This is a genomic window from Citrobacter sp. CK198 (genome assembly GCF_030333295.1).
Classification (GTDB): Bacteria; Pseudomonadota; Gammaproteobacteria; order Enterobacterales; family Enterobacteriaceae; genus Citrobacter_B; species Citrobacter_B koseri.
The window spans coordinates 55,549-72,431 of record NZ_JAOWGE010000036.1; the positions used below are offsets into that span (position 1 = coordinate 55,549).

Annotated in this window: 15 protein-coding genes and 1 other RNA gene; 12 read left to right on the forward strand and 4 right to left on the reverse strand. The window is 55.8% G+C overall.

Annotated features, from left to right (window positions below; translation table 11 throughout):
• The first annotated feature begins 38 nt into the window (after positions 1–38).
• The 3 genes from OGY62_RS21265 to OGY62_RS21275 all read left to right on the forward strand — a co-directional run bounded on the left by OGY62_RS21265 (position 39) and on the right by OGY62_RS21275 (position 2,550).
• Positions 39–896, forward strand: a complete 858-nt coding sequence (locus tag OGY62_RS21265) for a small-conductance mechanosensitive channel MscS (protein WP_012135025.1) — start codon at positions 39–41, stop codon at positions 894–896.
• 196 nt (positions 897–1,092) lie between these two features.
• Positions 1,093–1,728 (forward strand): arginine exporter ArgO, encoded by a 636-nt coding sequence (gene argO, locus OGY62_RS21270; RefSeq protein ID WP_058668062.1) that lies wholly within the window; start codon positions 1,093–1,095, stop codon positions 1,726–1,728.
• Between the two features lie 93 nt (positions 1,729–1,821).
• Positions 1,822–2,550 carry an oxidative stress defense protein gene (locus OGY62_RS21275; RefSeq protein ID WP_012135022.1) on the forward strand — a complete coding sequence of 243 codons (729 nt, stop codon included), beginning with the start codon at positions 1,822–1,824 and terminating at the stop codon, positions 2,548–2,550.
• Positions 2,551–2,704: 154 nt separating this feature from the next.
• Here the strand turns inward: OGY62_RS21275 and argP are convergent, their stop codons facing one another.
• Positions 2,705–3,598, reverse strand: coding sequence for a DNA-binding transcriptional regulator ArgP (gene argP, locus OGY62_RS21280; protein WP_286460513.1), 894 nt, complete (start codon positions 3,596–3,598; stop codon positions 2,705–2,707).
• Between the two features lie 158 nt (positions 3,599–3,756).
• Between argP and rpiA the strand changes: the two genes are divergently transcribed.
• A complete protein-coding gene (rpiA, locus tag OGY62_RS21285) occupies positions 3,757–4,416 on the forward strand; it encodes a ribose-5-phosphate isomerase RpiA (protein WP_024130929.1) in 660 nt (219 codons plus the stop codon).
• Between the two features lie 268 nt (positions 4,417–4,684).
• Complete coding sequence (serA, locus tag OGY62_RS21290; protein ID WP_115608880.1) at positions 4,685–5,917, forward strand: phosphoglycerate dehydrogenase; 1,233 nt, start codon at positions 4,685–4,687, stop codon at positions 5,915–5,917.
• 88 nt (positions 5,918–6,005) lie between these two features.
• Here the strand turns inward: serA and OGY62_RS21295 are convergent, their stop codons facing one another.
• The 3 genes from OGY62_RS21295 to zapA all read right to left on the reverse strand — a co-directional run bounded on the left by OGY62_RS21295 (position 6,006) and on the right by zapA (position 7,183).
• The gene (locus OGY62_RS21295; protein WP_286460514.1) at positions 6,006–6,608 is read right to left on the reverse strand and encodes a 5-formyltetrahydrofolate cyclo-ligase; all 603 of its coding nucleotides are present in this window, start codon (positions 6,606–6,608) and stop codon (positions 6,006–6,008) included.
• Positions 6,609–6,628: 20 nt separating this feature from the next.
• Positions 6,629–6,812: non-coding RNA, 6S RNA (ssrS, locus tag OGY62_RS21300), on the reverse strand.
• A gap of 41 nt (positions 6,813–6,853) precedes the next feature.
• Positions 6,854–7,183, reverse strand: coding sequence for a cell division protein ZapA (zapA, locus tag OGY62_RS21305; RefSeq protein ID WP_006686880.1), 330 nt, complete (start codon positions 7,181–7,183; stop codon positions 6,854–6,856).
• 166 nt (positions 7,184–7,349) lie between these two features.
• Between zapA and ygfB the strand changes: the two genes are divergently transcribed.
• From ygfB to gcvP, 7 genes are all read left to right on the forward strand, one after another.
• Positions 7,350–7,928, forward strand: coding sequence for a UPF0149 family protein YgfB (gene ygfB, locus OGY62_RS21310; protein WP_123907426.1), 579 nt, complete (start codon positions 7,350–7,352; stop codon positions 7,926–7,928).
• Between the two features lie 25 nt (positions 7,929–7,953).
• Positions 7,954–9,279, forward strand: coding sequence for a Xaa-Pro aminopeptidase (pepP, locus tag OGY62_RS21315; protein ID WP_049008277.1), 1,326 nt, complete (start codon positions 7,954–7,956; stop codon positions 9,277–9,279).
• Positions 9,276–10,454, forward strand: a complete 1,179-nt coding sequence (gene ubiH, locus OGY62_RS21320; protein ID WP_012135014.1) for a 2-octaprenyl-6-methoxyphenyl hydroxylase — start codon at positions 9,276–9,278, stop codon at positions 10,452–10,454. The genes pepP and ubiH overlap by 4 nt, the downstream gene beginning before the upstream one ends.
• A gap of 142 nt (positions 10,455–10,596) precedes the next feature.
• A complete protein-coding gene (ubiI, locus tag OGY62_RS21325) occupies positions 10,597–11,799 on the forward strand; it encodes an FAD-dependent 2-octaprenylphenol hydroxylase (RefSeq protein WP_286460515.1) in 1,203 nt (400 codons plus the stop codon).
• A gap of 451 nt (positions 11,800–12,250) precedes the next feature.
• Entirely contained in the window at positions 12,251–13,345 is a 1,095-nt protein-coding gene (gcvT, locus tag OGY62_RS21330; RefSeq protein WP_047461417.1) for a glycine cleavage system aminomethyltransferase GcvT, read from the forward strand.
• A gap of 25 nt (positions 13,346–13,370) precedes the next feature.
• Positions 13,371–13,760, forward strand: a complete 390-nt coding sequence (gene gcvH, locus OGY62_RS21335) for a glycine cleavage system protein GcvH (protein WP_012135010.1) — start codon at positions 13,371–13,373, stop codon at positions 13,758–13,760.
• A 221-nt stretch (positions 13,761–13,981) separates the two neighbouring features.
• Positions 13,982–16,855, forward strand: a complete 2,874-nt coding sequence (gene gcvP, locus OGY62_RS21340) for an aminomethyl-transferring glycine dehydrogenase (RefSeq protein ID WP_286460516.1) — start codon at positions 13,982–13,984, stop codon at positions 16,853–16,855.
• The last annotated feature ends 28 nt before the right edge of the window (positions 16,856–16,883 follow it).

The following is a 16,883-nucleotide window of genomic DNA, read 5'->3' on the forward strand; positions in this document are numbered from 1 at the left end:
CTCATTTGCGTTTTTTTGATATGACCAAGGAATATTGAATGGAAGATTTGAATGTTGTCGACAGCATAAATGGTGCGGGCACCTGGCTGGTGCGCAACCAGGAGCTGCTGCTGAGTTATGCGGTTAACATCGTTGCGGCTATCGCTATCATCATCATCGGGATGATCGTGGCGCGTATTGTTTCCAATACCGTTAATCGCCTGATGCTGGCGCGCCATATTGATGCGACCGTGGCTGACTTCCTGTCTGCGCTGGTGCGTTACGGCATTATTGCCTTCACGCTGATTGCCGCTCTGGGGCGCGTTGGCGTACAAACGGCTTCCGTTATCGCTGTGTTGGGTGCCGCCGGTTTAGCGGTCGGTCTGGCCTTACAAGGTTCTTTGTCTAACCTCGCGGCAGGCGTACTGCTGGTGATGTTCCGTCCTTTCCGCGCGGGAGAATATGTCGATCTCGGCGGCGTCGCGGGTACGGTACTGAACGTACAAATTTTTTCGACCACCATGCGTACCGTGGACGGCAAAATTGTGGTGATCCCGAATGGCAAGATTATTGCCGGAAATATCATTAACTTTTCCCGTGAGCCGGTGCGTCGTAACGAATTTATCATTGGCGTGGCGTATGACTCTGATATCGACCAGGTGAAAAAAATCCTGACCGATATTATCCAGTCCGACGAGCGTATTCTGAAAGACCGTGAAATGACGGTGCGCCTGAATGAGCTGGGCGCCTCCTCCATTAATTTCGTGGTGCGTGCATGGAGTAAAAGCGGCGATCTGCAAAATGTTTATTGGGATGTGCTGGAACGCATTAAACGTGAGTTCGATGCCGCAGGCATCAGCTTCCCGTATCCGCAGATGGACGTGAATTTCAAACGAGTGAAAGAGAACGCGGAATAAGCCGTTTCGCCCGGTGGCGCTGTCGCTTACCGGGCCTACAGGTTGTTTTGTAGGCCGGATAAGGCGTTAGCCGCCATCCGGCATTTCCTTCCCCCTTTATTAATTCCCCTAATCTGCGATTAAAATTATCAATTTCCGCTAATGATTCTCTCGCGCTATAGTCTGCGATTAAGAGAAACAGTTCGGAATAATTATCGTGATATCTTATTATTTTCAAGGTCTTGCGCTTGGTGCAGCCATGATCCTGCCGCTCGGCCCGCAGAATGCGTTTGTGATGAATCAGGGGATTCGTCGGCAGTATCACATCATGATTGCGCTGCTTTGCGCGATCAGCGATTTAGTGCTTATCTGCGCAGGCATCTTTGGCGGCAGCGCATTGCTCATGCAGTCCCCTTGGCTGATGGCGTTAGTGACCTGGGGCGGTGTGGCGTTTTTATTGTGGTACGGTTTTGGCGCGTTAAAAACGGCAATGAGCAGCAACCTGGAACTGGCCAGCGCCGAGGTGATGAAGCAGGGGCGCTGGAAAATCATCGCCACGATGCTGGCGGTGACGTGGCTGAATCCGCACGTTTATCTGGATACTTTCGTGGTGCTGGGTAGCCTGGGCGGGCAACTGGATATGGAGCCGAAGCGTTGGTTCGCTTTGGGAACCGTCAGCGCCTCTTTCTTGTGGTTCTTCGGTCTGGCACTGCTGGCCGCCTGGCTGGCGCCGCGACTGCGTACCGCCAAAGCCCAGCGTATCATCAATACTCTGGTAGGGCTGGTGATGTGGTTTATCGCTTTTCAACTGGCAAAAGAAGGGGTTGCACACGTTCACGCATTGTTCAACTAAGCGTTGTCTGATGGACAACGCGCAGATACCCGCTAAGCTTGCCTGCATGCGCCCTGAGTTTCAGGGCGATTAACGTAACATGGAGGAGCGACAGTGAAGTTCAAAGTGATGGCCCTTGCGGCATTAGTCGGATTTAGCGCAATCCCGGTACAGGCAAATGAGTTGCCGAATGGACCGCACATCGTGACTTCCGGGACGGCAAGCGTGGATGCGACGCCTGACATCGCCACCCTGGCGATTGAAGTCAACGTGTCGGCAAAGGATGCCGCTTCCGCCAAGAAACAGGCCGATGAGCGTGTTGCGCAATACCTTTCTTTCCTTGAACAAAATCAGATTGCCAAGAAAGACATCAGCTCTGCAAACCTGCGCACTCAGCCGGACTATGACTACCAGAATGGTAAAAGTGTGCTGAAAGGCTACCGCGCGGTGCGAACCGTTGAAGTTACGCTGCGCCAGCTGGACAAACTCAACTCTCTGCTGGATGGCGCGCTGAAAGCGGGTCTGAATGAGATCCGGTCGGTGTCATTAGGCGTTGCGCAACCGGATGCCTATAAAGATAAAGCGCGTAAAGCGGCGATTGACGATGCGGTTCACCAGGCTGAGCAACTGGCTGCGGGCTTTAACAGCAAGCTGGGGCCGGTTTATAGCGTGCGTTACCACGTTTCTAATTATCAGCCGAGCCCGGTGGTGCGAATGATGAAAGCGGACGCGGCGCCTGCGGTGTCGGCCCAGGAAACCTATGAGCAGCCGACAATTCAGTTTGCTGATCAGGTCGATGTGGTGTTCCAGTTAGAACCAGCAGCAGAGACAAAAGCGCAGTAAGCGTTGTTGAAACGTCTTATCCGGCCTACAAACCATCGTAGGCCCGGCAAGCGCAGCGCCCCGGGCAAATTGCCGGATGGCGGCGTAAACGCCTTATCCGGCCTACAAAATAACCTGTAGGCCTGATAAGCGTAGCGCCATCAGGCACGGCGCGTTAATCCTGCCTTAAAACCTTATGCCCATACTCCAGCAGCGCGTCAGTCACGTTACGCATCATACGGCTTTCCGGCGCAAAACGGTGCCAGTAGAGCATCCGACGCTGGAACAGGCCGGGCGTTAAATCGATTAGCTCACCGCTCTCCAGCTCTTTCTCGATCTGCAAATGCGGGATCATACAGCAGGTGGTGCCCTGACGCGCGAGCTGTACGAAGGCTTCGGAAGAGTTAACGATATGGCACGGCACGCTGCCCGGCGGTAAATCGAAGTTCTGCTGTAAAAAGGCCTGGTGCATGTCGTCCAGATGGTCAAACGCCACTGCGGGCGCTTTCAGCAGCGCGGAACGGGTGACGCCGTTGGGGAAGTAGCGCTCGGCGAAGGGTTTTGATCCCACGAACAGATAGTCGAGCGCGCCAAGTTTGTCTACCAGGCAGCTTGGCAGCGCCTGGTGCTGAATACTCACCGCGCCAACCACTTCGCCGCGACGCAGACGTTCCTGGGTGCGGGTTTCATCTTCCACCTGCAAATTGAGGCGAATAGGCGAGTCGGCCAGAACCGGCGCCAGCGCCGGAAGCAGCCAGGTCGCCAGACTGTCGGCGTTGACCGCCAGTGACAGCAGCAGCGGCGTGGAGCCGGTTTGCTCATCGCCAAGCCACTCATCTTCCAGTAGCTCTACCTGACGCAGCAGCGCCATCAATTTTTGCCCTTGTTCGGTAGGACGCGGCGGAACGGTTCGTACCAGCAGCGGTTGCCCAAACATATTCTCAAGCTGTTTTATGCGTTGTGAGACAGCGGATTGTGTGATGCACAACTTCTGTGCGGCGCGTTCAAATCCCCGTTCACGAATCACCGCATCCAGCGCTTGTAGTGTTCTGTAGTCTGGACGTTTCATTGCTCTGAGGTACTCCTGAAATTTTTCTTATCCCGCACTATGACATAAATTTCACTCAGGTACAGACGAAATCCGCCGCTTGCGAGCGGGGTCGGAGGGATTTTTTCGCACAATGATCTATAATGCGCCTGAATTTTCACACCACAGGCGAAACGATCATGACGCAGGATGAACTGAAAAAAGCAGTAGGATGGGCGGCACTTCAGTATGTACAGCCCGGCACCATTGTGGGCGTAGGTACCGGTTCAACAGCCGCGCACTTTATTGATGCGCTGGGCACAATGAAAGGTCAGATTGAAGGGGCGGTGTCCAGCTCGGATGCATCTACTGAAAAACTCAAGAGCCTCGGCATTACCGTTTTCGATCTGAATGAAGTGGACAGCCTGGGCGTCTATGTTGATGGCGCGGATGAGATCAACGGCCACATGCAGATGATTAAAGGCGGCGGCGCGGCGCTGACGCGTGAGAAAATCATTGCTTCGGTGGCGAAGAAATTTATCTGCATCGCGGATGCCTCCAAAGAGGTCGATATTCTGGGTAAATTCCCGCTTCCGGTGGAAGTGATCCCGATGGCGCGCAGCGCTGTCGCACGCCAGTTAGTGAAGCTGGGCGGTCGTCCTGAGTACCGTCAGGGCGTAGTCACTGATAACGGCAATGTGATCCTCGACGTATACGGCATGGAAATTCTTGATCCGATCGCGATGGAAAACGCGATTAACGCCATTCCGGGCGTCGTGACCGTCGGCCTGTTCGCCAACCGTGGCGCGGATGTGGCGCTGATTGGTACGGCAGACGGCGTAAAAACTATCGTAAAATGATCTGGCGAGGGTGATTCATCCCGCGTTAAAAAAATTTGGCAGGGCAAATTTGGTGACTTGTGTCACGTTTTGGATGTTGCCCTGCCGATCTCTCCAAAGAAAATCTTATCCCCAGCATTTTCCTCTGCCATTTCACGCTGAATGATATTTCTTCAGAGTGGCGACGCAAACGTTCATATTGCCGCAATAGTTTTTTTTGATATGTTGAAAGGCGGATACAAATCCACATACAACACATCAGTTTCGATAAAAAGACAGGGTCGGGGAAATGGCAAAGGTATCACTGGAGAAAGACAAGATTAAATTTCTGCTGGTTGAAGGTGTGCACCAAAAGGCACTCGAAAACCTTCGCGCGGCAGGTTATACCAACATCGAATTTCACAAAGGCGCTCTGGATACTGAGCAGTTGAAAGAGTCCATCCGTGATGCCCATTTCATTGGCCTGCGATCCCGAACCCATCTGACCGAAGATGTGATTGACGCCGCAGAGAAACTGGTGGCGATTGGATGTTTCTGCATCGGCACCAACCAGGTTGATCTGAACGCAGCGGCAAAACGCGGAATCCCCGTGTTTAACGCGCCGTTCTCCAACACGCGTTCTGTTGCGGAACTGGTGATTGGCGAGCTGCTGCTACTGCTTCGCGGCGTGCCGGAAGCGAACGCGAAAGCGCACCGTGGCGTGTGGAACAAACTGGCGGCCGGTTCGTTTGAAGCGCGCGGCAAAAAGCTGGGGATCATCGGTTACGGCCACATTGGCACGCAGTTGGGCATTCTGGCGGAATCGCTGGGCATGCACGTCTTCTTCTACGATATTGAAAATAAACTGCCGCTGGGCAACGCGACCCAGGTACAGCATCTTTCCGATCTGCTGAACATGAGCGACGTTGTGAGCCTGCATGTGCCGGAAAACGCCTCCACCAAAAATATGATGGGCGCGACGGAAATCGCACTGATGAAACCGGGCGCGCTGCTGATCAACGCGTCTCGCGGTACGGTGGTGGACATCCCGGCGCTGTGCGATGCGCTGGCGAGCAAACACCTGGCGGGCGCAGCTATCGACGTGTTCCCGACGGAACCTGCGACCAACAGCGATCCGTTTACTTCTCCGCTATGTGAATTCGACAATGTGCTTCTGACGCCGCATATCGGCGGCTCTACCCAGGAAGCGCAGGAGAACATCGGCCTTGAAGTGGCGGGCAAACTGACGAAGTATTCTGATAACGGCTCTACGCTGTCTGCGGTGAACTTCCCGGAAGTCTCCCTGCCGCTGCACGGCGGTCGTCGTCTGATGCACATCCATGAAAATCGTCCGGGCGTGCTGACCGCGCTTAACCAGATTTTTGCCGAGCAGGGCGTTAACATCGCCGCGCAGTATCTGCAAACGTCTGCCCAGGTCGGTTACGTGGTGATTGATATCGAAGCGGATGAAGATGTGGCGGAGAAAGCCCTGCTGGCGATGAAAGCGCTACCGGGTACGATTCGCGCTCGTCTGCTGTACTAATTTGTATACTGTGCCGGGTGGGTGCTATGCCTCACCCGGCCTGTGAGATCGGTTCGTAGGCCGGGTAAGCGTAGCGCCATCAGGCAATTCACTGCGGCCACTCCCACACTTTTGACGGCGTCACCACCGCAGGCAGCGGGATATCCCACTCTTCGACAGGCAACTTTTCCACTAACTGACAATCGTGCGCATAACCCACCGGTTGAATCTTATGCTGTCGCCAGTTCTGCAACGTTCTGTCGTAGAACCCGCCGCCCATTCCCAGACGCTGGCCGTCTTCGTCGAAAGCGACTAACGGTGTAACCAGCACATCTAACTGAGAGAGCGGCAGTACGTCGCGCACGTCCAGCTTCGGTTCCTGAATTTTCAGACGATTCATCACCAGCGAGCTTTGCGGATGATAATGCAGAAACAATAAATTGCCGGGGCTGAACGGATGGATAACCGGTAAATACACGCGTTTTCCCGCGCGCCAGAGCTGCTCAATCAAGGGTTGCGTGTCCAGCTCGCCATCAAATGAAAGAAACACCGCGACGGTGTGGGCAAGAACCACGGGAGGATAAGCAAGCATTCTGGTGGCGGCCTGTTGACCGAACGCGGTTTGCTGTTGAGACGTCAGCGTACGGCGACGTTGCCGAATCATCTGGCGGATTTCTTGTCGGGATAAAAGAAGTTCAGGAAGTTGCGTCATGGCTATCGCCAGGTAGAAGGGGAATCTCCGAGATGCCGCCGCAGGCTGTAACCCTTGAACCCTTGGTTCAAGGTGAATGCGTCGTCACGGTTTTAAGGCTTCTCGGACTAGCCGAGCATGCTCACCAACCATGGAGCGCCACATTCTTGTGGTATGAAATATCGGCTCAGGGGACTGGCCCGCTTGCAAACATCTCAGAGAAATTTTGTCTTCACGGTCACTCTACCATAGTAAACCGAAAAGTGTTATTCAAAGTTTTGGCCCGTTTTTTCGGTTATGCGACCCTGATCAAGCAACGCCTGTTCAATGGTCTGTTGAAGCATCCGAATTCGTTGTTCCATGCTCGCCGCGTAGTCGCGGGTCTTCGCTTTTTCCTGAGTTAATTCATAGCTGATGTTCAATGCGGCAATGAAAACCAGCTGCTCAGTATTTGTGACTCTAGTGCGAACTTTTAGATCTTGCAACCGCTGATTCAGATCGTCCGCAGCCTGATTCAACGCATCCCTTTGTTCAGGCGGGCAATTCACGCGGAGTGAACGGCCAAAAATTTGGATATCGACGGGTTGTGCAGACATGCCACCTTCCTGCTGATTGACTGCGCTGCCTTCGCCTCCAGACCCTGGGTCGGCGAAGGGGCGACACTATAGCTACCCCGGTGTGAAGATACAAGCCCTTTTCTGGTTCACCAGGGTCCAAAGTGGTAGCATATCATGAATATCCTCCCTTTGATGACGAATGCTTATGTCTATACAGAACGAAATGCCTGGTTACAACGAAATGAACCAGTTTTTGAACCAACAGGGGACGGGGTTAACCCCGGCCGAAATGCACGGTTTGATCAGTGGGATGATTTGCGGCGGCAACAACGACAGCTCATGGCAGCCGCTGTTGCACGACCTGACGAACGAGGGGCTGGCATTTGGTCACGAACTGGCGCAGGCGCTGCGTAAAATGCACGCGGCAACCAGCGACGCGCTGGAAGACGACGGCTTCCTTTTTCAGCTTTTTCTGCCTGAAGGCGACGACGTGAGCGTGTTCGATCGCGCTGATGCGCTGGCCGGCTGGGTTAACCACTTTTTACTGGGGCTTGGCGTCACGCAGCCTAAGCTGGATAAAGTGACCGGCGAAACCGGTGAAGCCATTGACGATCTGCGCAACATCGCCCAGCTCGGTTATGACGAAGACGAAGATCAGGAAGAGCTGGAGATGTCGCTCGAAGAGATCATCGAATATGTGCGGGTTGCGGCGTTGCTGTGCCACGACACCTTTACGCGTCAGCAGCCGACGGCGCCGGAAGTCCAGAAACCGACTCTGCACTAAGAACGTAAACGCAATGGAGAGTGTTATGAGCGATATATCTCAGCAGGAGTATCAGCGTCGCCGCCAGGCATTACTGGCGCAAATGCAGCCGGGCAGCGCCGCGTTGATTTTTGCAGCTCAGGAAGCCACGCGCAGCGCGGACAGTGAATATCCGTATCGCCAGAGCAGTGATTTCTGGTATTTCACCGGTTTTAACGAACCGGAAGCGGTGCTGGTGCTGATTAAAAGTGATGACACTCATAACCACAGCGTTTTGTTTAACCGCGTTCGCGATCTGACGGCGGAGATCTGGTTTGGCCGCCGCCTGGGGCAGGACGCCGCGCCGGAAAAACTGGGCGTGGATCGCGCGCTGGCGTTCAGCGAAATCAACCAGCAGCTTTATCAGTTACTCAATGGCCTTGACGTGGTTTACCACGCGCAGGGCGAATATGCGTATGCCGACGAGATTGTTTTCGCCGCGCTGGATAAACTGCGTAAAGGTTCCCGACAGAACCTGACTGCACCGGCGACGATGACCGACTGGCGGCCAATGGTGCACGAGATGCGCCTGTTTAAATCGCCGGAAGAGATTGCCGTCATGCGTCGCGCGGGCGAGATCAGCGCGCTGGCGCATACCCGCGCAATGAAAAAATGCCGTCCGGGGATGTTCGAATATCAACTGGAAGGTGAAATTCACCACGAGTTTAACCGTCACGGCGCGCGCTATCCGTCTTATAACACCATTGTCGGCAGCGGTGAGAACGGCTGCATCCTCCACTACACCGAAAATGAAAGCGAAATGCGCGACGGCGATCTGGTGTTGATCGACGCCGGATGCGAATACAAAGGTTATGCTGGCGACATTACGCGTACTTTCCCGGTGAACGGCAAATTTACGCCCGCCCAGCGCGAAATCTACGATATCGTGCTGGCGTCGCTGGAAACCAGCTTACGCCTGTTTCGTCCGGGAACGTCTATCCAGGAGGTCACGGGAGAAGTGGTGCGCATCATGATCGCGGGGCTGGTGAATCTGGGCATTTTGCAGGGCGACGTGGAGCAGTTGATCGCGGAAAACGCCCATCGTCCATTCTTTATGCATGGCCTTAGCCACTGGCTGGGGCTGGACGTACACGATGTCGGCGTTTACGGGCAGGATCGCTCCCGCGTGCTGGAGCCGGGCATGGTGCTCACCGTTGAGCCGGGTCTGTACATCGCGCCGGACGCCGACGTGCCGGAAGCGTATCGCGGCATCGGCATCCGTATTGAAGATGACATCGTCATTACGGAAACGGGCAACGAAAACCTGACCGCCAGCGTGGTGAAAAAGGCGGACGATATTGAAGCCTTAATGGCGGCGGCGCGTCAGCTATGAGCGTGATTATTGTTGGCGGCGGTATGGTGGGCGCGACGCTGGCGCTGGCCCTTTCTCAGCTTAGCCACGGCAAACTGGCCGTGCACCTGATTGAAGCGAGCGCGCCTGAAGCCGCCGCGCATCCCGGGTTCGACGCCCGGGCGATCGCGCTGGCGGCAGGCACCTGTCAGCAACTGGCGCGGATTGGCGTCTGGCAGGCGATTGCTGATTGCGCAACGGCGATCAACACGGTACATGTCAGCGATCGCGGCCATGCCGGTTTTGTCACTCTGGACGCGCAGGATTACAGCATCGCTGCGTTGGGGCAGGTTGTGGAGCTGCATGATGTCGGTCAGCGACTGTTTGCGCTGTTGCGCAAAGCGCCGGGCGTGACGCTGCATTGCCCGGATCGCGTTGCCAGCGTGGCGCGAACGCAAGAAAAGGTGAATGTCACTCTGGAAAACGGTGACGTGATTTCTGGTCATGTCGTGGTGGCGGCCGACGGTACGCACTCCGCTCTGGCGACCGCCTGCGGCGTGGACTGGCAGCAGCAGCCTTATGAACAACTGGCGGTGATCGCCAACGTTGCGACCGCTACCCTGCATGACGGACGTGCGTTTGAACGCTTTACCCAACACGGCCCGCTGGCGATGTTGCCGATGTCCGAAGGTCGCTGTTCGCTGGTGTGGTGCCATCCGCTTGAACAGCGCGACGAGATCATGCGCTGGTCGGATGAACGTTTTTGCCATGAGCTACAGTCGGCGTTTGGCTGGCGGCTGGGACGAATCACCCATGCGGGTAAGCGCAGCGCTTATCCGTTAGCGCTCACCACGGCGGCCAAAGCGATAACCCATCGCACCGTGCTGGTCGGCAATGCGGCGCAGACGCTGCATCCTATCGCCGGGCAAGGGTTTAACCTGGGGCTGCGCGATGTGATGAGCCTTGCCGAAACGCTGGTGCAGGCGCATGAGTCTGGGGCAGACGTCGGCGAGTACGGCGTGCTTTCTGAGTACCAGTCGCGCCGTCAGGCTGACAGAGAGGCGACGGTTGGCATAACGGATAGCCTGGTGCATCTGTTTGCTAACCGCTGGGCGCCGCTGGTTGCCGGGCGCAACGTCGGCTTAATGGCGATGGAGTTATTGCCTCCCCTTCGCGACACGTTGGCAAAACGGACGTTGGGCTGGGTCGCACGATAATTCACCGGTAGGTCGGAATAAAGAAGTAGGCCTGATTAGCGCAGCGCCATCAGGCAATGCCGCGGAAGTAATGTAATGCCGGATGGTGGCTTTGCCTTATCCGGCCTACGGTTTTTGATTGTCCTATTTTCAGGAGTACACAGTGCAAAGTGTTGATGTAGCCATTGTTGGCGGAGGCATGGTAGGCCTGGCTGTCGCCTGCGGTTTGCAGGGCAGCGGTTTACGCGTGGCCGTTCTGGAACAGCGCGTTCCACAGCCGCTGGCGAGCGACGCTCCCCCGGCATTACGCGTGTCGGCTATCAATGCCGCCAGTGAAAAACTGCTTACGCGTCTTGGGGTCTGGTCAGACATTCTTGCTCGCCGCGCAAGCTGCTACCACGGTATGGAAGTCTGGGATAAAGACAGCTTTGGCCGCATCGAGTTTGATGACAAAAGCATGGGATACAGCCACCTGGGGCACATCATTGAAAATTCGGTGATCCACTACGCGCTATGGCAAAAGGCGCAGCAGTCAGCGGATATTACCCTGATGGCGCCGGCTGAATTGCAGCAGGTCGCCTGGGGAGAAAATGAAACCTTCCTGACCCTGAAAGATGGCGCGATGCTGACGGCAAGGCTGGTGATTGGCGCAGACGGCGCGAACTCCTGGCTGCGCAACAAAGCGGATATTCCGCTGACCTTCTGGGATTACCGTCATCATGCGCTGGTGGCGACCATCCGCACCGAAGAGGCGCACGGCGCCGTTGCGCGTCAGGCGTTTCATGGCGAAGGCATCCTGGCGTTCCTGCCATTAAGCGATCCGCATCTGTGTTCCATTGTCTGGTCGCTGTCTCCGCAGGACGCTGAGCATATGCAGCAGGCGAGTGAGGATGCGTTCAACCGGGCGCTGAGCGTCGCGTTTGATAACCGCCTCGGCTTATGCCGCGTTGAGAGCGAACGCCAGGTGTTCCCGCTGACGGGACGCTATGCGCGTCAGTTTGCCGCACACCGGCTGGCGCTGGTGGGCGACGCCGCACATACCATCCATCCGCTGGCGGGGCAGGGGGTGAACCTCGGCTTTATGGACGCCGCAGAGTTGATCGATGAACTCAAACGTCTGCAACGCCAGGGCAAAGACATTGGTCAATACCTCTATTTGCGTCGCTACGAGCGCAGCCGTAAGCACAGCGCCGCGATGATGCTGGCAGGTATGCAGGGTTTTCGCGAACTGTTTGCCGGAGAGAACCCGGCGAAGAAATTGCTGCGCGATATTGGTCTGAAACTGGCCGATACTCTTCCGGGCGTAAAACCGCAACTGATTCGTCAGGCGATGGGATTGAACGATCTGCCTGAGTGGCTCCGCTAAGCATTTCCCTCCTGCTTCTGAGAGTTTGAAACCCGTCACATTTTCCTCTCCCGGCCTTCGCGCCGGGACGCTTTCCTCATTTGAAATAATCTAATTTCACCTCTCTTTTCGCATTAGTTTTTTTAATATTACGATTTTCAACTATCGTCATTTTTGACATTTTTTCCACATTTAATATGGATATGTGCGGGATGGTTGCGTATTTGATTATCGTTTATGGAGGTTTTTTGTTTATTTCATGGTTTTTTATGCTGATGCGGGTTTGGCGTTTTTTGGTCATAAGCTAATGTGATGGTTAATTTTGCCTTATGGTTTAGCGTCTGCTTCGGTGGTAAGTTCAGGTAAAAGAGAACGTTTGCGTCGAAGCCCTGGAGTGGCTGCGACGCCGGGTTTCGTGGCGAAGATTTCACCATGAAATGGTTGTAAGCCCCGCTTATTCAATGAGGACAAGATGGCTCAACAGACTCCTTTATACGAACAACACACGCTTTGTGGCGCGCGCATGGTGGATTTCCATGGCTGGATGATGCCGCTGCACTATGGTTCTCAACTTGATGAGCACCATGCAGTTCGCACTGATGCCGGTATGTTTGATGTGTCGCATATGACCATCGTCGATCTACGCGGCAGCCGCACCCGGGAGTTTTTGCGTTATCTGCTGGCGAATGACGTGGCGAAACTCACAAAGACCGGTAAAGCCCTCTACTCTGGCATGCTCAATGCCTCGGGCGGCGTGATAGATGACCTGATTGTCTATTACTTCACTGAAGATTTCTTCCGCCTCGTTGTAAACTCCGCCACCCGCGAAAAAGACCTCTCCTGGATTACCCAACACGCCGAACCTTACGCCATCGACATCACCGTTCGTGACGACCTGTCGCTGATTGCGGTACAGGGGCCGAATGCGCAGGCGAAAGCGGCCACGCTGTTTACTGAAGAACAGCGCAAGGCGGTGGCAGGCATGAAACCGTTCTTTGGCGTGCAGGCGGGCGATCTGTTTATTGCAACAACCGGTTATACCGGCGAAGCAGGCTATGAAATTGCGATGCCAAACGAAAAGGCGGCGGATTTCTGGCGTGCGCTGGTGGAATCCGGCGTGAAGCCGTGTGGCCTGGGCGCGCGCGATACGCTGCGTCTGGAAGCGGGTATGAACCTGTATGGTCAGGAGATGGATGAAGGCGTCTCTCCACTGGCGGCGAACATGGGCTGGACCATCGCCTGGGAACCGGCCGATCGCGATTTTATTGGTCGCGAGGCGCTGGAAGTCCAGCGTGAAAAAGGCACCGAACAACTGGTGGGTCTGGTTATGACCGAGAAAGGCGTACTGCGTAATGAACTGCCGGTACGCTTTACCGATGCCCAGGGGAATCAGCTGGAAGGCATTATTACCAGCGGCACTTTCTCTCCGACGCTGGGCTACAGCATTGCGCTGGCGCGCGTTCCGGCGGGTATTGGCGAGACGGCGATCGTGCAGATCCGCAACCGCGAAATGCCAGTAAAAGTCACTAAACCTGTTTTTGTGCGTAACGGCAAAGCCGTCGCGTGATTCATCCTTTTTTGGAGATTTATTGATGAGCAACGTACCTGTAGAACTGAAATACAGCAAAGAACACGAATGGCTGCGCAAAGAAGCAGACGGTACTTACACGGTTGGCATCACGGAACACGCTCAGGAATTGCTGGGCGATATGGTTTTTGTCGATCTGCCAGACGTCGGCGCCACCGTTGCGGCGGGCGATGACTGCGCGGTAGCAGAATCGGTAAAAGCCGCTTCTGATATTTATGCGCCGGTGAGCGGTGAGATTGTGGCGGTAAACGACGCGCTCAGCGACTCCCCTGAACTGGTCAACAGCGAGCCGTATGCGGGTGGCTGGATCTTCAAAATCAAAGCCAGCGACGAAAGCGAAATCGACTCGCTGCTGGATGCAACCGCATACGAAGCATTGTTAGAAGACGAATAAATACGCTTCATCCTTCACGCAGCAGGTGTGTTGGCTTCCTCGCTCACCCCAGTCACTTACTTATGTAAGCTCCTGGGGGTTCTCTGCGTCGCCGCCGTCCTGCAACGTGAATGATTTTGCGTATTCGTTTTCGCACGCGTAGGCCCGGTAAGCGTTAGCGCCACCGGGCAATTGAGCCAGAGACAATCACGATTCACTGCACGTTTCAGGAACCATCGCCCATGACACAGACGCTAAGCCAGCTTGAAAACAGCGGCGCTTTCATTGAACGCCACATTGGACCGGACGCCGCACAGCAGCAAGAGATGCTGAATACCGTTGGCGCCGAGTCGTTAAACGCGCTGATCGGCCAGATTGTGCCGAAAGACATTCAGCTTGCCATGCCGCCGCAGGTAGGTGAAGCGGCGACGGAATACGCCGCGCTGGCCGAATTAAAAGCGATTGCCGGTCGCAACAAGCGCTTCACGTCTTACATTGGCATGGGTTATACCGCGGTGCAACTGCCGCCGGTTATCCTGCGCAATATGCTGGAAAATCCGGGCTGGTACACCGCGTATACGCCTTATCAGCCGGAAGTTTCGCAGGGGCGTCTGGAAGCGCTGCTGAATTTCCAGCAGGTGACGCTGGATCTGACCGGGCTGGATATGGCCTCTGCTTCGTTGCTGGATGAAGCAACCGCTGCCGCAGAAGCGATGGCGATGGCAAAACGCATCAGTAAACTGAAAAACGCCAACCGCTTCTTTGTCGCCTCTGACGTTCACCCGCAAACGCTGGACGTCGTGCGCACCCGCGCGGAGACCTTCGGTTTTGATGTGATCGTCGATGACGCGGAAAAAGTGCTGGATCACCAGGATGTGTTCGGCGTGCTGTTGCAGCAGGTTGGCACCACCGGTGAAGTCCACGACTACAGCGCGCTGATTAGCGAACTGAAATCACGTAAAGTTATCGTCAGCGTAGCCGCCGATTTTATGGCGCTGGTGCTGCTGACGGCGCCGGGTAAACAGGGTGCGGACATTGTGTTCGGCTCTGCGCAACGCTTCGGCGTACCGATGGGCTACGGCGGCCCACACGCGGCGTTCTTTGCCGCCAAAGATGAATTCAAACGCTCCATGCCGGGCCGTATTATCGGCGTATCGAAAGATGCGGCGGGCAATACCGCACTGCGCATGGCGATGCAGACTCGCGAACAGCATATCCGTCGCGAGAAAGCGAACTCCAATATTTGTACTTCGCAGGTGCTGCTGGCCAACATCGCCAGCCTGTATGCTGTTTATCACGGTCCGGTTGGGCTGAAGCGCATTGCTAATCGCATTCACCGCCTGACCGACATTCTGGCGGCGGGCCTGCAACAAAAAGGGCTGAAACTGCGCCATGCGCATTACTTCGACACCCTGTGCGTAGAGGTGGCCGATAAAGCCGCCGTCCTGGCGCGCGCGGAGGTCGCAGAGATCAACCTGCGCAGCGACATCCACAATGCTGTCGGCATCACGCTGGATGAAACGACAACCCGCGAAAACGTGCTGCAACTGTTCTCTGTACTGCTGGGCGACGACCACGGTCTGAACATTGATACGCTGGATAAAGACGTGGCGCACGATAGCCGCTCTATCCAGGAGAGTATGCTGCGTGATGACGCGATCCTGACGCACCCGGTGTTCAACCGTTACCACAGCGAAACGGAGATGATGCGCTACATGCACTCGCTGGAGCGTAAAGATCTGGCGCTGAACCAGGCAATGATCCCGCTGGGTTCCTGTACCATGAAGCTGAACGCGGCGGCGGAGATGATCCCCATCACCTGGCCGGAATTTGCGGAACTGCATCCGTTCTGCCCGGCAGAGCAGGCGGAAGGGTATCATCAGATGATCAACCAGCTTTCTGACTGGCTGGTGAAACTGACGGGCTATGATGCCGTGTGTATGCAGCCGAACTCCGGCGCGCAGGGCGAATACGCGGGCCTGTTGGCGATTCGTCATTATCACGAAAGTCGCAACGACGGTCATCGCGATATCTGTCTGATCCCGGCCTCCGCTCACGGCACCAACCCGGCTTCCGCACAGATGGCGGGTATGCAGGTGGTGGTGGTCGCATGCGATAAGAACGGCAACATCGATCTGGCGGATCTGCGCGCTAAAGCCGAGCAGGCGGGTGACAATCTCTCTTGCATCATGGTGACTTACCCATCCACCCACGGCGTGTACGAAGAAACCATTCGTGAGGTGTGCGAGATCGTGCATCAGTTCGGCGGCCAGGTATACCTCGATGGCGCAAACATGAACGCGCAGGTTGGCATTACCTCTCCGGGCTTCATCGGCGCGGATGTTTCACACCTCAACCTGCATAAAACCTTCTGCATTCCGCACGGCGGCGGCGGCCCGGGTATGGGGCCGATCGGCGTGAAATCACATCTGGCGCCGTTTGTTCCGGGTCACAGCGTGGTGCAGATCGAAGGGATGCTGACCCGTCAGGGCGCGGTGTCCGCCGCACCGTTCGGCAGCGCATCCATTCTGCCGATCAGCTGGATGTACATCCGCATGATGGGCGCGGAAGGGCTGAAGCAGGCGAGCCAGGTGGCGATTCTGAACGCCAACTATATCGCCAGCCGCCTGAAAGACGCGTATCCGGTGCTGTATACCGGTCGCGATGGCCGCGTGGCGCACGAGTGTATTCTCGACATCCGCCCGCTGAAAGAAGAAACCGGCATCAGCGAACTGGATATTGCCAAGCGTTTGATCGACTACGGCTTCCACGCGCCGACCATGTCGTTCCCGGTGGCGGGAACGTTGATGGTTGAACCGACGGAATCTGAAAGCAAGATGGAGCTGGATCGCTTTATCAATGCGATGCTGGCGATTCGTGCGGAAATCGATCGCGTGAAAGCCGGTGAGTGGCCGCTGGAGGATAACCCGCTGGTTAACGCGCCGCACACGCAGAATGAGCTGGTCGCGGAGTGGAACCACGGATACAGCCGTGAAGTCGCGGTGTTCCCGGCGGGGGTAGCGAACAAGTACTGGCCGACCGTGAAACGCCTTGATGACGTTTACGGCGACCGTAACCTGTTCTGCTCCTGCGTACCGATGAGCGAATATCAGTAATCTCTCTGCCATGCTGTAGGCCGGGTAA

What these genes read in the sequence shown, in the direction of transcription:
- OGY62_RS21265 (WP_012135025.1), top strand. Translation starts at nt 39, where the DNA reads ATGGAAGATTTGAATGTTGTCGACAGCATAAATGGTGCGGGCACCTGG.
- argP (WP_286460513.1), bottom strand. Translation starts at nt 3,598, where the DNA reads ATGAAACGTCCAGACTACAGAACACTACAAGCGCTGGATGCGGTGATT.
- rpiA (WP_024130929.1), top strand. Translation starts at nt 3,757, where the DNA reads ATGACGCAGGATGAACTGAAAAAAGCAGTAGGATGGGCGGCACTTCAG.
- serA (WP_115608880.1), top strand. Translation starts at nt 4,685, where the DNA reads ATGGCAAAGGTATCACTGGAGAAAGACAAGATTAAATTTCTGCTGGTT.
- OGY62_RS21295 (WP_286460514.1), bottom strand. Translation starts at nt 6,608, where the DNA reads ATGACGCAACTTCCTGAACTTCTTTTATCCCGACAAGAAATCCGCCAG.
- zapA (WP_006686880.1), bottom strand. Translation starts at nt 7,183, where the DNA reads ATGTCTGCACAACCCGTCGATATCCAAATTTTTGGCCGTTCACTCCGC.
- ygfB (WP_123907426.1), top strand. Translation starts at nt 7,350, where the DNA reads ATGTCTATACAGAACGAAATGCCTGGTTACAACGAAATGAACCAGTTT.
- pepP (WP_049008277.1), top strand. Translation starts at nt 7,954, where the DNA reads ATGAGCGATATATCTCAGCAGGAGTATCAGCGTCGCCGCCAGGCATTA.
- ubiH (WP_012135014.1), top strand. Translation starts at nt 9,276, where the DNA reads ATGAGCGTGATTATTGTTGGCGGCGGTATGGTGGGCGCGACGCTGGCG.
- gcvT (WP_047461417.1), top strand. Translation starts at nt 12,251, where the DNA reads ATGGCTCAACAGACTCCTTTATACGAACAACACACGCTTTGTGGCGCG.
- gcvH (WP_012135010.1), top strand. Translation starts at nt 13,371, where the DNA reads ATGAGCAACGTACCTGTAGAACTGAAATACAGCAAAGAACACGAATGG.
- gcvP (WP_286460516.1), top strand. Translation starts at nt 13,982, where the DNA reads ATGACACAGACGCTAAGCCAGCTTGAAAACAGCGGCGCTTTCATTGAA.